Source organism: Micromonospora sp. NPDC051227, assembly GCF_044455385.1.
In the GTDB taxonomy this organism is placed as follows: domain Bacteria; phylum Actinomycetota; class Actinomycetes; order Mycobacteriales; family Micromonosporaceae; genus Micromonospora.
This window is the reverse complement of sequence record NZ_JBITET010000019.1, coordinates 62186-74992: the sequence shown is the minus strand read 5'-3', so window position 1 is coordinate 74992 and position 12807 is coordinate 62186. Positions and strand designations below refer to the sequence as shown.

14 protein-coding genes and 1 pseudogene are annotated in these 12807 nt (G+C 70.5%); 7 read left to right on the top strand and 8 right to left on the bottom strand.

The window, feature by feature from the left end; genetic code table 11:
- Positions 1-30: 30 nt before the first annotated feature.
- The 6 genes from ACIA47_RS30490 to ACIA47_RS30465 form a co-directional block, all read right to left on the bottom strand.
- Complete coding sequence (locus tag ACIA47_RS30490) at positions 31-660, bottom strand: TetR/AcrR family transcriptional regulator (protein ID WP_396711721.1); 630 nt, start codon at positions 658-660, stop codon at positions 31-33.
- 152 nt (positions 661-812) lie between these two features.
- Positions 813-2159, bottom strand: a complete 1347-nt coding sequence (locus ACIA47_RS30485; protein WP_203117659.1) for a glycosyltransferase — start codon at positions 2157-2159, stop codon at positions 813-815.
- On the bottom strand, positions 2156-2338 hold the full coding sequence (locus ACIA47_RS30480) for a hypothetical protein (RefSeq protein ID WP_203117656.1): 183 nt from the start codon (positions 2336-2338) through the stop codon (positions 2156-2158). Before ACIA47_RS30480 ends, ACIA47_RS30485 begins: the two co-directional genes overlap by 4 nt.
- A gap of 378 nt (positions 2339-2716) precedes the next feature.
- The gene (locus ACIA47_RS30475; RefSeq protein ID WP_396711719.1) at positions 2717-3616 is read right to left on the bottom strand and encodes a Gmad2 immunoglobulin-like domain-containing protein; all 900 of its coding nucleotides are present in this window, start codon (positions 3614-3616) and stop codon (positions 2717-2719) included.
- Complete coding sequence (locus ACIA47_RS30470) at positions 3613-5082, bottom strand: sensor histidine kinase (protein ID WP_396711717.1); 1470 nt, start codon at positions 5080-5082, stop codon at positions 3613-3615. Before ACIA47_RS30470 ends, ACIA47_RS30475 begins: the two co-directional genes overlap by 4 nt.
- A gap of 12 nt (positions 5083-5094) precedes the next feature.
- Positions 5095-5775 carry a response regulator gene (locus tag ACIA47_RS30465; protein WP_396711715.1) on the bottom strand — a complete coding sequence of 227 codons (681 nt, stop codon included), beginning with the start codon at positions 5773-5775 and terminating at the stop codon, positions 5095-5097.
- Positions 5776-5940: 165 nt separating this feature from the next.
- On the opposite strand from ACIA47_RS30465, the gene ACIA47_RS30460 reads away from it, so the two are divergent.
- The 6 genes from ACIA47_RS30460 (at position 5941) to ACIA47_RS30435 (ending at position 10200) form a co-directional block, all read left to right on the top strand.
- Positions 5941-6297 (top strand): L-rhamnose mutarotase, encoded by a 357-nt coding sequence (locus ACIA47_RS30460; protein ID WP_396711713.1) that lies wholly within the window; start codon positions 5941-5943, stop codon positions 6295-6297.
- Between the two features lie 163 nt (positions 6298-6460).
- Complete coding sequence (locus tag ACIA47_RS30455; protein ID WP_396711711.1) at positions 6461-7288, top strand: peptidoglycan-binding protein; 828 nt, start codon at positions 6461-6463, stop codon at positions 7286-7288.
- A gap of 313 nt (positions 7289-7601) precedes the next feature.
- Positions 7602-8015: a DUF6069 family protein gene (locus ACIA47_RS30450; RefSeq protein WP_203117630.1), complete on the top strand. Its 414-nt coding sequence runs from the start codon at positions 7602-7604 to the stop codon at positions 8013-8015.
- A gap of 36 nt (positions 8016-8051) precedes the next feature.
- A complete protein-coding gene (locus ACIA47_RS30445) occupies positions 8052-8405 on the top strand; it encodes a YciI family protein (protein ID WP_145790599.1) in 354 nt (117 codons plus the stop codon).
- A gap of 20 nt (positions 8406-8425) precedes the next feature.
- Positions 8426-9625: an RNA polymerase sigma factor gene (locus ACIA47_RS30440; RefSeq protein ID WP_396711708.1), complete on the top strand. Its 1200-nt coding sequence runs from the start codon at positions 8426-8428 to the stop codon at positions 9623-9625.
- Positions 9622-10200: a dihydrofolate reductase family protein gene (locus ACIA47_RS30435; protein ID WP_396711706.1), complete on the top strand. Its 579-nt coding sequence runs from the start codon at positions 9622-9624 to the stop codon at positions 10198-10200. Before ACIA47_RS30440 ends, ACIA47_RS30435 begins: the two co-directional genes overlap by 4 nt.
- Before the next feature lie 36 nt (positions 10201-10236).
- Here ACIA47_RS30435 and ACIA47_RS30430 read toward each other — a convergent pair whose 3' ends face one another.
- On the bottom strand, positions 10237-10716 hold the full coding sequence (locus tag ACIA47_RS30430; protein WP_396711704.1) for a hypothetical protein: 480 nt from the start codon (positions 10714-10716) through the stop codon (positions 10237-10239).
- 95 nt (positions 10717-10811) lie between these two features.
- The gene (locus tag ACIA47_RS30425) at positions 10812-11375 is read right to left on the bottom strand and encodes a hypothetical protein (protein ID WP_396711702.1); all 564 of its coding nucleotides are present in this window, start codon (positions 11373-11375) and stop codon (positions 10812-10814) included.
- A gap of 385 nt (positions 11376-11760) precedes the next feature.
- Between ACIA47_RS30425 and ACIA47_RS30420 the strand changes: the two are divergent.
- Positions 11761-12807 (top strand): annotated as a pseudogene (locus ACIA47_RS30420) (hypothetical protein); the annotation flags it as partial.

The window sequence follows — 12807 nt, the reverse complement described above, 5'->3', positions numbered from 1 at the left end:
GAAGCCTTCCGTGTTGCGAATATCGGTGAATCAGGCCGGAGACGGACGGTCGTGCTGATAGCGGAGAACCGGGATCAGCACCTGGTCGACGACCTGGGTGAGGAACGCGTCGTCGGCGGGTAGGCCGTGCGCGACGATGCGGGACATGGTGAGCGCGGGGGCCAGATCGTGGAACAACTCCCGCTCGCCGGCCTCCGGCGGGATCTCCCCGCGGGAGGCGGCCCGAACCAGGATGGCGGTGCTGGCCACCCGCCCGGCCGGCAGGACCTGGTGACGCACCAGCCGTTCCAGCTCGGAATTGGTCCGCATGGCGAAGGTCAACGCCTGCATCAGGTCGCAGTCGGCCGCGCAGATGGCGGCCGTGGCCCGCAGCAACTCGATCAGGTCGCCGCGGAGGGAGCCGGTGTCCGGCGGGTTGTGGACACCCACCTGCCGGTCGCGCAGGGCGGCGACGACCAGCTCGGCCTTGCCGTCCCAGCGTCGGTAGATGGTGGCCTTGCTGACGTGGGCGCGGGCAGCGACGGCGTCGATCGTCATCCGGTCGAAGCCGACCTCGCGCAGGGTGTCGATGACGACGGTGAACAGGTCGCTGTCGGTGCAGCGCGGACCCCGGGCTGCCGGAACCCCGGCACCCGCGCCCACCTGCTGACCACCCAGCATCCCGACCCCCCGCGAAACGATGTCGTACTGACCATAGTTCGCGGTTGGCTGATCGTGCAGGTTTTCGTGAGTTGCCTCGCACCCAGTCGACGAAACGGTCACGTTTCACGCGGCGTCAGCCCAGGTGTCAGGATCGGCACGGGGGCGCGTGGTCAGGAACCCAGCGCCACTTCCACCTTCTTGCGGGTGCCCCAGCCGGTGCGCCAGCAGGTGGCGATGCCGTACCAGCGGATCGCCCGCAGCACGACCAGGGCGAACACCACAGCGACGGGCGTGAGGAGCCAGGTGCCCCACTGGTAGGCCGTCGACTGGTCCGATCGTCGCACCGTCATGTAGCGGAGCGCCTGCCCGTACCCGACGATCAACGGCACAGCCACCAGCCACGGAATCGCCCGCGGATCGGGGTCGATGATCGGCGACAGGATGGCCACCGCCACGAACAGCACCGTCGCGACCACCGTGGCCGCCCAGCGCAGCAGATGCAGCCACCACGCGATCGACCGCAACGACAGGTACCGGACCCGCCACCAGGTCCTGATGAAGCTGCCGCGCATCCAGCGCAGGAACATCCGGCAGAAGTGCCCGGCGTTCTCCGGCATGAGGGAGAACGCGAACGCCGACGGCTGCTGCACGGTACGTCCCCGGACCATCGCGAAGAGGGTGAGGAGGGAGTCGTCGGAGAAGGGCACCCGCTGACCGAAGAACGTCTCCGTCAGATACGCGCCGAGGTTGTCGCGCACCACCTCCGCCCGGTAGGCGGCGATCGGGCCCGAGTTCACCCACACACACCCGAACACCGACAGCGACGATCGGTCGGTGAGCTGCCCGGTCACCAGCCACAGGTCGGTGAACCGGGTGAGGAAGCTGCTGCGCACATTCGCGGCCATCACCACCCCCGCGACGGACTGCACTGCCGGATCGGCGAAGGGCTTCAACAACTCGCTGAGGGCGTTCGGGTCGGAGATGGTGTCCGAGTCCACCGTCCAGTAGACGTCGGCTGCCGGTGTCGACCGCACCGCGGCGGCCTGGGCGTGCCGTTTACCGGCATTGGGTTGGATGTGCCAGGCCGCGATGATCCCGTGTACGGGGGCGACGTCGAGAAACCACCGCTTGATCGGCTGGTAGCCCTCGGTCAGCTTCGACCCGTCGTCCACCACGTAGATGGTGTTTGGTGTGCGTGTTTGGAAGATCATGGATTCGAGGCAGGCCCGCAGCGCTCCCGGATCCTCGTTGTACGCCGGCACGATACCCACCACGTGCAGAGCGTCGAGGTGCCCCTGCATCCGGTCGGTGACCACTGCGGGCTTCTCCAGATAGGAGGTGCCGAGCTGCCAGATCAGCAGCAGGAACATGGCGGCGTACGCGAAGGTGAAGCGGTGACCGCCTCCGTCGATGGCGCCGATCACGGCGAGGACGTGATGGGCGGTCCACGCCGCCGCGGCGGCCAGGACGACCGCCGCGGCGAACAGGACACGACCCTTCGTGACCCTCGCGGTCACTGGCCGACCGACTGCTTACGACGGAACGTCATCCGGATCATGATGAAGCCGACGAGGACGGCGGTCGCTCCGGTGAGGGCGATGGTGAGCGGCAGGGGGAGGGCGTAGCTGCCGATACCGGCCGCGCCGCCGATCGTGACAACGCCCATACCGGTACGGGGAAGGCTGCCACCGGACATGAGGTATCTCCGTTCTGTGAGGGATGGTGATGCTGTCGCGGCGACCCGTACGACTCCAGTGTGGCCCGCCCGCCGCAGGACTGAACAGTGAATATGACTGTGCGCAATGACGCGCTCACGTTGGCAAACATGTCTGCCTAGGTCAATCTCGAAGGTCACGTGAACGTCGTCCGGCCAAGCCCGACGAGCCCTCCCGCTGCTGGCGTGTCGGAGACGTCCTCACCGGCTCCACCGTGTGTGGCCTGCGCTTTCACCGCGTGGCCGTGCCAGCCCGGGGAAGGCCGACGAGGATCTGCGCTGTCGGGTAGACGTCAGGGCCGCGCGTCGCTGTCGACAAATGGATGACGCATCCGGTTAACACCCTCTTGGGCGAGGCGGTCAGTCGCGGGGTGCGAGGACCACCGGCACGGCCATCGTGTTGATCCGCGCGCCGTTCTCGGCGGACACCTCGTACACCTCGACGGTGCCCTTCTGTTCGGGGACCGTGCGCCAGCCGATCACGACGCGGTAGCCACCCCGGCAGCCGCTGCCGCAACCGGCGGTGCCGAAACCGGTGGCGACCTCCCGGCCGGCGGCGTCCAGCACCCGGACGCTTACCGTGGCCTCGAACACGGTGGCGGTGCCGGTGACGACGAGCGGGGCGGAGACGCGCTCGCCGGGGATCGGGCCGGTGACCACGATCGGTGGCAGCAGGTCCGCGTAGTCCGCCCGGTCGACCGGGGCCGCACCGTCGAGGCGGACCTGACGCACGCTGGGGAACTGGGTGAGCGTCCACACCACCTGCGCCGCGCGCAGCCGCCGGGCGGCCGGGTCGCCGGCGGACGGCAGCCGCAGCGTGGCCACGCCGTCGGCGATACGGGTGACCTCGACGCCGGCCGGAAGCAGGGTGATCATCCCGGTGGCGGCCTCGGCCGGGCTCGGCCCGGCGGCCAGTTCGGTCAGCGCCAGCCGGGACGTCGCGACCGTGGCCGGCCGGGTGCGCCGGGTCGGCACGAGCAGCCCGGCGCGGACGTACCACAGCTCGATGGTTACCGGGTCCGGCCGGCGCGTGCCGGTGGACGCCGCCGTCGACGGACCCGGCGGCCGGTTCGTGGATGGCAGCGTCGGTGCCGCGGCCCGGGTCGGGGCGGGTTCCGGGCGGTCGGTGGGTGCGACGCTCGACGGCGGCGCGGTGGGCGCCGGGCCGAGGTCACCGGAGCGGGGAGTGCCGCAGCCGCCGAGCAGGAGCGCCGCGACCAGCGCCGATGCGCCCAGCCCGACCGCGCCGCGGCCGGTCATCCCACACCGCCCGGCGTGCCGGCGGTACGCCCAACCGGACCCGGTTGGGCGCCGTCGTCCGGGTGCGGCACGTCGCCGTGCGGGCCGGCGGGGCCGTCAGCGGGCAACTCCAGCCGGAACCGGGTGCCCTCGCCCCGTTCGCTGCGCACGCTCAGCGCGCCGCCGAGCAGCTCGGCGTGCTCCCGCGCGATGGCCAGCCCGAGCCCACTGCCCGGCGTAGAGCGGGACGGATCGACCTGGTGGAACCGGTCGAACACGCGGGGCAGATGCTCGGCCGGGATGCCCGGCCCCTCGTCGGTGACCTCGAAGACGACCAGGGGGCCGGTGCCCGCCACGCTGGCCGTGATCTCGCCACCGCCGTGCTCGACCGCGTTGGCGACCAGGTTGGCCAGCACGCGCTCCAGCCGCCGCGGGTCGGTGCGCGCCGCGACCGGATCACCGGTGACCCGCACCCGCGGCGACCAGCCGCGCGCCGCGACGATGCCGTGCAGCAGCGCCAACGCGTCGACCGGCCCGACGGTCAGCTGCTCCCGCCCGGCGTCCAGCCGGGAGATCTCCATCAGATCCTCGATCAACCGGCGCAGCCGGACCACGTCGCCGACCAGCAGCCGGGCCGCCGGCCGGGCATCGTCGGGCAGCTGGTCGAGGTGCTCGCGCAGCAGCGACGCCGCGGCCACCAACGCGGTCACCGGGGTACGCAGCTCGTGCGCGACGTCGGCGGTGAACCTCCGCTCGCGGGCCTGCGCGGCCGACAGCGCCGCGATCTTCGACTCCAGTGCCTCGGCCATCTCGTTGAACGTCGCCGCCCAGACGCTGAACTCGTCGCGCCCGCGTACCGGAAGGCGGGTGGCGAGCAGACCCTCGGTGAGTGCTCGGGCGGCCCGGCTGGCCCGGCCCACCGGCTCCAACGTGCGGCGGGCCAACGCGTGACCCACCGCGGCGGCGAGCAACACCACGAGCACCCAGCCGGCCACCAGCGCGGTGCGTAGCTGACCCAGGTCGGTGGCGACGTCGTCCTCCACGGTGAGGACGTACAGCTCGGCGGTCGAGCCGGGAATGCGCCCACCGATCACCAGCAGCCGAGGACGCTCCTTCGGTGCGGAGCGCTGATAGCCGAGCCGCCCGTCCGCGACGACGGCCCGCAGCCGGGTGCCCAGCACCGGGGCGTACGCGGGGTGCGAGGCGCGGGTCGGGCCGTCGACGAGCAGCACGTGCCGACCGCTGGCCTCGAAGCTGGTGAGCAGTTCGGTGCTGCGCTGCTCGGTCAGCGGCAGGAACTGCCCAGCGAGAACGAGTTGGTAGCGGGCGTCGGCGGCGGCCTCGTGCAGGGACGCGTCCAACCAGGACTGCCGCAGCAGCAGCCCGGTCCCGCCGGCGAGCAGCCCGGCCGAGACGCCGGCGACCAGGACGAACGCGATCGTCAGCCGGCGCCGCAGGCGGCCGGGAAACACCGCGCGTCCGGCCATCGCCGCCCCCCGTCAACCCGTCGACAGTTTGTAGCCGGCGCCGCGTACGGTCCGGATCAGCCGTGGCTGCGCCGGGTCGTCCTCGGCCTTCGCGCGTAACCGCTGCACCGCCACGTCGACCAGTCGGGAGTCGCCGAGGAAGTCGTGGTTCCAGACCAGGTCCAGCAGCAACTCCCGGGTGAAGACCTGACCGGGCCGGCGGGCCAGCTCCAGTAACAGGCGGAACTCGGTGGCGGTGAGCGCCACCTCCTGGCCGTGCCGGCGGACCACGAAGCCGCCCGGGTCGATCTCCAGGCCGCCGACCTCGATGACGGTCGAGAGGGCTGGCACACTCACCCGGCGCAGCACCGAGCGAACCCGGGCCACCAGCTCGGGCAGGTCGAAGGGCTTGCGCAGATAGTCGTCCGCGCCGCACTCCAGCCCGACCACCACGTCGATGGTGTCGGTGCGCGCGGTCAGCATCAGGATCGGCACCTGGCTGGTCCGCCGGATCTCCCGGCAGACCTCCAGACCGTCCAGACCCGGCAGCATGATGTCGAGCACGATGAGGTCGACCGGGTGGGCGCGGAACGCGGCCAGGGCCTGCCGCCCGTCGACCGCGGTGTCGACCCGGAAACCGGCGCGGCGCAGACCGAGGGCGGTGACCTCCCGGATCGAGAAGTCGTCCTCGACCACCAACACGCGGCCCTCCATCATCCGAGGGTAGACCCGGCGCCACAGTGCGTAGTCCTGGCAGAACGGTCGACATCGGCGGCCGGCTGGCCCCCTTCCGGCACTGCCCGACCGCTACGGTCAGATGCCTTCGGCACCCCTGAACCAGCTCACACGAAAGGGCACGACGTGAAACGTCATGGCTGCGTGATCCGACTCCGCCCCGAGCAGCGGGAGACCTACCTGCGGTTGCACGCCGCCGTCTGGCCGAGCGTGGAGAAGACGCTGCGCGAGGCGAACTTCCGCAACTACACCATCTTCCTCCACGACGATCTGCTCTTCGGCTACTACGAGTACGTGGGCGACGACTACGAGGCCGACCTGCGGCTCATCGCGGCGGACCCGCAGACGCAGGAGTGGTGGAAGCTGACCGACCCGTGTCAGGAGTCGATCGCCGAGCCCGGATCGGGGGACTGGTGGGCCCCGATGCGGGAGGTCTGGCACCTGGCCGACGAGGCGGTCGGGCAGGCACCTGACCGGACCCAGCAGGGCTCTGGAAGCTAGCTGACCGGATGGTTGGGTCCGCCCGGTCCCGACCATCCATGTCGGCCGGCGGGAGGTGATCCCGAGGATGTTCGTACGCCCAGCGGGGGTGACAACTCAGCTCCCGCATTGAAGACTAGCTTCATTCCGTCATGTGAATTCGTCAATATGTTTCGGAGGAAGCGTGCTCACGAGAAGGAACCTGCTCGTCGCCGCCGGTGCGGCGGTGGTCGGCGCCGTACCGCTGGCTGGCCCGGCCACGGCCGCGTTGCCGCAGTTGGACATGGAGGCGCTGATCAAGGCGGCGCAGATCGACCCGCGTCGGCCGGACACCGCGCTGACCGAGGGGGCCAAGGACAGCGTCCTGCTGGTGGAGCGCGCACTCCAGGCGAGAGGGCTGCTCTCGTCGGCGTACGTCGACGGGCATTTCGGCACCAGCACGATCGCCGCGTACGCCGCGTACCAGCGGTCGCTGGGCTACACCGGTCTCGACGCGACAGGTCTGCCCGGCCCGTCGTCGTTGCGGTCGCTCGGCGAGGGCCGTTACACGGTGGTCAGGGCCATCTCGCCCGGCAGCGTGGTGACAGTGCGCGGTGTGCAGGTCAACACCCGCACCAGGTCGATGCTGTTCGAGGCCGAGCGCCTGCTCGGCCGCCAGCTCGGCATCACGCAGGGCTCGTACAGCAGCGGTGTGGGCGCCTCCGCCGGCACGCACGACGGCGGCGGCGCGCTCGACCTCTCGGTCAGCGGTCTCTCCTCGGCGGTCCGGACGGACGTGTTGCGTCGACTGCGCACGGTGGGCTTTGCCGCGTGGCTGCGGACCCCGGCCCAGGGTGACTGGGGCTACCACATCCACGCCATCGCGCTCTCCGACACCGACCAGTCGACCGGTGCGCAGAACCAGGCCGGCGACTACTACCTCGGTCGTAACGGCCTGGCCAACCGGGGCGTCGATGATGGACCGGGCGTCAGCCCGAAGCGGACCTGGGAGGAATACCAGCGAACGCTCTGAGGCTGGCGATGCCAACGCCGAGCCCGAGGACGCGGGCTGGTGGAACGACGGCAAGGCCGACGGGTACCGCGGTGACCGCCTACGTGACCTACTGACGACCCACCCAGCGGCACCGCACGCCGAGCGGCGTGCGGTGCCGCGGCCGGTCCAGCTGCGAGAATCGGTGGTCGGGCTCGTCCGCTATGTCCCGAGACTCCGAAGTCAAAACTCGTCGACAAAAATTCTGGGCGTGCTGTCGATTGGGATCGGTTCAGTTCGTAGCCCTGGTGAGAGCCCGGCATCACAACGGGCCGCACACCCACTGGAGGGCACGATGACCGCCACTGCGAACACGACCCGCGCCACCACGTCGAACGTCGGTGCGCTGATCCGGACCGGTGTCGCCGCCACGGTCGCGGCGAGCATCGCCACCATGACCGTCGCCGCCGTCGGACACCTGGCCGGGATCAGCCTCGAGCTGGGCGGCGCCCCGATCCCCGTGACGGGGTTCGGCGTGTTGACCGCCGTCTTCTCGCTGCTCGGCGTGATCATCGCCGCGTTGCTGGCGCGTTTCGCCCGGCGCCCCCGGCTCACGTTCGTCCGCACGACAGTGGTGCTGACGGCCCTGTCCCTGGTGCCGGACGTGATCGCCGACGCCGGGGCGGCCACCAAGGCGCTGCTGATGCTCACCCACCTCGTCGCGGCCGCGATCGTGATCCCCGCCGTCGCGCGCCGCCTGGCCGCCTGACCTGTTCCCGTCCCACCGAGCTACCGGAGGATCATCATGAAGCAGTACCTGCTGTCCGTGCACTTCGTCGAGGGCGCACCGACGCCGTCCGACGAGGAGACGCAGACCATGTTCAGGGAGACCGGCCGGATCAACGACGACATGCAGGCCGCGGGCGCCTGGGTCTTCGGCGGGGGGCTCACCTCGCCGGACAGCGCCACCGTCGTCCGGGTCGAGAACGGCACCACCGCCATGAGCGACGGGCCGTTCGCCGAGACGAAGGAGCACATCGCCGGGTTCTGGGTCATCAAGTGCGCGGACCTGGATGCGGCGCTGGCCTGGGCCGAGAGGTGCGCGGCGGCCTGCGGCCCGGTAGAGGTGCGCCCCTTCGACGACCTGTCCCAGGCCTGACCAGCAGCCGGTCTCCCGACATGGACCTGGCGAGCATCTACCGCGCGGAGTACGGCCGCTGCGTCGCCACCCTGGCCCGCCTCCTCGGTGACATCAACCTCGCCGAGGAGGCCGTCCAGGACGCCTTCACCACGGCGCTGCAGAAGTGGCAGACCCTGCCGCCGAACCCGGGGGCCTGGATCGTGACCACGGCGCGCAACCGTGCCGTCGACCGTCTTCGCCGGGAGTCGACCCGCGAGGCCCGGCACGCCCAGGCCCTGCTGCTGTATCACCAGGATGAGCCCTCGGAGGTGGGACCGGTGCGGGACGACCAACTGCGACTCATCTTCACCTGCTGTCATCCGGCGCTGGCTCCGGAGGCGCGGACGGCTCTCACTCTGCGCCTGCTGGGCGGCCTCGAAGTACCGGAGATCGCCCGTGCCTACCTGGTCCAGGAGGCGACCGTCGCCCAGCGGATCGTGCGCGCCAAGAAGAAGATCCGCGACGCCGCCATCCCGTACCGGGTGCCGGCCGAACATGAGCTGCCGGACCGGCTGCCGCCCGTCCTCGCGGTGCTCTATTTGATGTTCAACGAGGGCTACGCGTCCACCGCCGGCCCGTTGATCAGAGCGGACCTGTGCGCCGAGGCGATCCGGCTGGCCCGCGAACTCGCCGCGTTGATACCCGACGAGCCCGAGGTCCTGGGCCTGCTCGCCCTGCTGCTGCTGACCGAGGCGCGCCGCCCGGCCCGGCTCGGCCCGACCGGTGACCTGGTGTTGCTGGCCGACCAGGACCGGTCACTGTGGAACCGGTCGCTCATCGCCGAGGGCCATGACCTGGTCCGCCGATGCCTGCGCCGTAACCGGCCCGGCCCGTACCAGATCCAGGCCGCTATCGGCGCTGTGCACACCGACGGCGCCGCCACCGACTGGCCGCAGGTTCTGGCACTGTACGACCAGCTCCTCGCGCTCGCGCCAACCCCGGTCGTGGCGCTCAACCGTGCGGTCGCCGTCGCCGAGGTGCACGGACCGGCGGTGGCCCTCGCCGTGTTGGAGGGCATCGACCTCTCGGGCTATCACCGGCTGCCCGCCACCCGGGCCGACCTGCTCGCCCGGCTCGGACGAAACGACGAGGCCCGAGCCGCCTACGACCAGGCCGCGGCACTGGCCACCAACGAGACCGAGCGGGCCTACCTGCAGACCCGTCGTACCGAACTCACCCGTGAACGGAGAACATCATGACCGCTACCTACACCGTCGACGTCTTTTCCAGCCTCGACGGCTTCGGAACCACCAGCGGCAACTGGGGCGGCTACTGGGGTAAGCAGGGCCCCGAACTGCTTGCACACCGGCTGTCCGTGTACAGCGCGGAGCAGCGCATGGTCTTCGGGGCCAACACGTACCGGGTGTTCGCGCAGATGCTGGCCGCGAGCACCGAGGACTCCGAGGTCCGCGACGCCTGGGTGACCCAGATGAGGAACCTCCCGGCGACCGTGGTGTCGAACACGCTGGAAGGCCCCCTCGACTGGCCGGACGCGACCGTCGTGCGTGGTGACGCGGTCGACGTCGTCGCCCGGCTCAAGGAGGAGTCCGCCGTGCCCCTGCGATCGCACGGCAGTCTGTCGTTGAACCGGGCGCTGATGGCCGCCGGCGTGGTCGACCTCGTCCAGGTGACGCTCTTCCCGGTGATCACCGGACAGACCGGCACCGAGCCGATCTTCCAGGGAGCGGCCGACTTCGACCTGGAGTTGATCGAGAGCCGGACCCTCGACGGTCGCACCCAGGAGCTCGTCTATCGGCCCTCCCTGCACGTCTGAGTCATACCGCCGGAAGCCGAAGAACACGACCACTTCTCATCGTTCGTCCGCTACCTGGATGATCGTCTTGCCCGGTGCTCGCTGGTGACGGGCGAACGCCGAGGCCGTTTCGTGCAGCGGCCGGACGCCGCCGATGCGTTCGACCGTCGTCACGCGCTGGAAGCCGGGAATGAAGTGTTCGAGGATGTCGGAGTTCACGGTGCCGTTCGTGGTCTCCGGGCGGTTCTTCAGCCCGTCGACGTGGGCGCGCAGGAACTCGTTCTTGAAGTCCCCTCGTGGGTGGGCGGCGAGGATGTCGCCCAGTTGATCGTGTTCCAGCCCGTCCAGACCGAGGCCGAGCACGTCGGTCAGGACGCCGAGGTACATGGTGGCGATCTCCGGACCCATCCGGTCGGGAATGCCCGGCGAGGTGTGCAGCGCAATAGCCGTCCACACGATCTCGGCGGCGGTGGTCGAGAAACCCCGGCCCAGAAGGAACGCGCGCGCGTGGTCGGCGCCGTCGATCTCGAAGCGCACCGGTTCGCCACGGCGCGCCGCGCCCAGCCGGGCTAGTGCCTCGCCTGGCCGTCCGCCTCACCTCGCGGACGGCCAAGCGGATCGGCCAGTTCCGATCACCACTGGTGGGCGACGTCGAGCACCACCCGGCTGTGGGTGCCGGGACCGGCGAGCACGAGCACCCGGAACGGCAACCGCGCCCGTACGCCGACGGCGAAGGTGCTGTAACCCTCGAAGCTTCCGGCGAACACCACGTCGCGCAGCGTCGGGTAGCGCAGCAGGTTCCCCACGTGTTCGCCGACCGCGTAGGGCACGGTGCCCAGGTGGTCGTCGTCGTACGCCGGGGCCCGCAGCGAGACCCGCAACAGCGCCCCGCCGGCGGTGTACGGCGACAACGCCAGCCCTTCGCCCTCGGTCCACGTCTCGCCGTAGCCGATCGCGTAACCGTCGACCGGGCCGTTGAACTCGAACACCACCCGGTCGTAGCAGTCGTGCCGGCCGGTCCGTACGTCGACCAGCGGGGCGCCGCTCAGCGCGCCGGCCGCCTTCTCCGCGCTGCCCCAGGTGATCCCGCAGTACGCCGCTCCGGTCGTGGTGCCCGCGGCGGTGCTGCTGCCGGCGCTGGCGACCAGCCCGGCGAGGACGACCGCCATCGCGGTCAGTGCGCTCCTGATCCTCATTGTGGTTTCTCCGTTCGGTACCGGGGTCACGTCGCGGCGGCGCTGCCGGTGGCCCTCTGTCGCCACCGTCGTCCTGCCCCGGCACGGGAGCTTCGCTGCGACGTAACCGCCGAGTAACAGCAGGTGGTCCGACCGTCAGATCGGGGACAGACGGACATCGACGTGTGTCGTAGCCTCCTTTTCGGACGCGGTCCCCGACATGTGGCCACCGTCGGGAGTTGCGCTCCGGATGCATCCGGGGTGACACGTGCGTTCAGCCACTGACGTCTGCCGTGGTGCGGGCAGTTCGCCCTCGACCATCCGACGTGCCGACGTTCATCCATGACCAACGGGGAGGAAGGCTGTGCGTGAATCCGGCGGGCGAAAGCTCGCGACAGTACTGCTGATGACGGGCGTTCTCGCCGTTCCGGGTGGGATCCCGGCCCAGGCCGCCGCGGCGGAGGCTCCGGTGTGCCCGACGCCGGCCACCCTGCTGGCCGGTCTGCGGGCCGACCCACTCACCGACGAGGCGGCCGGGAGCCCGGCCGTGCTGGAGAGCGTGAGCTGCGTCCTGCCCTGGGCCACCGCTGTCGTTCCGGCGGAGGGCGAGTACGACGCGTCGTTCGTGCTGTTCCGCTACGAGGATGTGGCGCAGCAGTGGAAGCCGCTCAACGTCGGCTCGGGCGGGGTCTGCGACGAGTCGGTGCCGACTGAGATCGCGGCCCAGCTCGACGGGTGCCAACTGAACGACCCCGGCGACGACCTGCCCGACGACGATCCGGTCGACGAGACCGAGGATCCCTCGCAGGGTTCCGACGGTGGTCAGATGTCCGCGTTGGCCTCCTCGATCGGTGGGTCGATCACGCGAGCCGAGGTCATGCAGCGTGCCCAGGGTTGGGTGGACCATCAGCCCGGTCCGTACAGCCAGCGGGCGTTCTCCTGGGACCCCACGCACACCCGCAAGTACCGGCGTGACTGCTCCGGCTACGTGGGCATGGCCTGGCACCTGAATGCCGATCCCAGCACGCACACGTTGCACCAGTTCTCCACCCAGATCAGCAAGTCGGAACTCCAGCCCGGCGACATCCTCAACCTCGCCGCGAAGCACGTCGTCCTCTTCAAGAGCTGGAAGACCGACCGCCGGCACTTCACCTACTACACCTTCGGGTCGACGCCGGTGAAGATCCGGACGGCGGCGATCGACACCGGGACCATCGACAGCCACCGGGCCACCAGTTACGTGGCGCGGCGGTACACGAAGATCGTGAAATCCTCCACGCCGCCGTCCCCGCCGAAGCCGGCAGGTCGCGCCGCCCCGACCGTCGCGTACGACCAGGGTGACGGCACGATGCGGATGTACCGGTGGCTGTCCGACGGTGACTCGTTCAACCGCACCAGTGACTACGACTCGGGGCCGTTCCGGCTCAGTGCGGTCGGTGATCGGATGGCGTCC

Excerpts from the sequence above, each read along its gene's own strand:
- ACIA47_RS30490 (WP_396711721.1), bottom strand. The coding sequence starts at position 660 with ATGCTGGGTGGTCAGCAGGTGGGCGCGGGTGCCGGGGTTCCGGCAGCC.
- ACIA47_RS30480 (WP_203117656.1), bottom strand. The coding sequence starts at position 2,338 with ATGTCCGGTGGCAGCCTTCCCCGTACCGGTATGGGCGTTGTCACGATC.
- ACIA47_RS30475 (WP_396711719.1), bottom strand. The coding sequence starts at position 3,616 with ATGACCGGCCGCGGCGCGGTCGGGCTGGGCGCATCGGCGCTGGTCGCG.
- ACIA47_RS30470 (WP_396711717.1), bottom strand. The coding sequence starts at position 5,082 with ATGGCCGGACGCGCGGTGTTTCCCGGCCGCCTGCGGCGCCGGCTGACG.
- ACIA47_RS30465 (WP_396711715.1), bottom strand. The coding sequence starts at position 5,775 with ATGGAGGGCCGCGTGTTGGTGGTCGAGGACGACTTCTCGATCCGGGAG.
- ACIA47_RS30450 (WP_203117630.1), top strand. The coding sequence starts at position 7,602 with ATGACCGCCACTGCGAACACGACCCGCGCCACCACGTCGAACGTCGGT.
- ACIA47_RS30445 (WP_145790599.1), top strand. The coding sequence starts at position 8,052 with ATGAAGCAGTACCTGCTGTCCGTGCACTTCGTCGAGGGCGCACCGACG.
- ACIA47_RS30440 (WP_396711708.1), top strand. The coding sequence starts at position 8,426 with ATGGACCTGGCGAGCATCTACCGCGCGGAGTACGGCCGCTGCGTCGCC.
- ACIA47_RS30435 (WP_396711706.1), top strand. The coding sequence starts at position 9,622 with ATGACCGCTACCTACACCGTCGACGTCTTTTCCAGCCTCGACGGCTTC.
- ACIA47_RS30425 (WP_396711702.1), bottom strand. The coding sequence starts at position 11,375 with ATGAGGATCAGGAGCGCACTGACCGCGATGGCGGTCGTCCTCGCCGGG.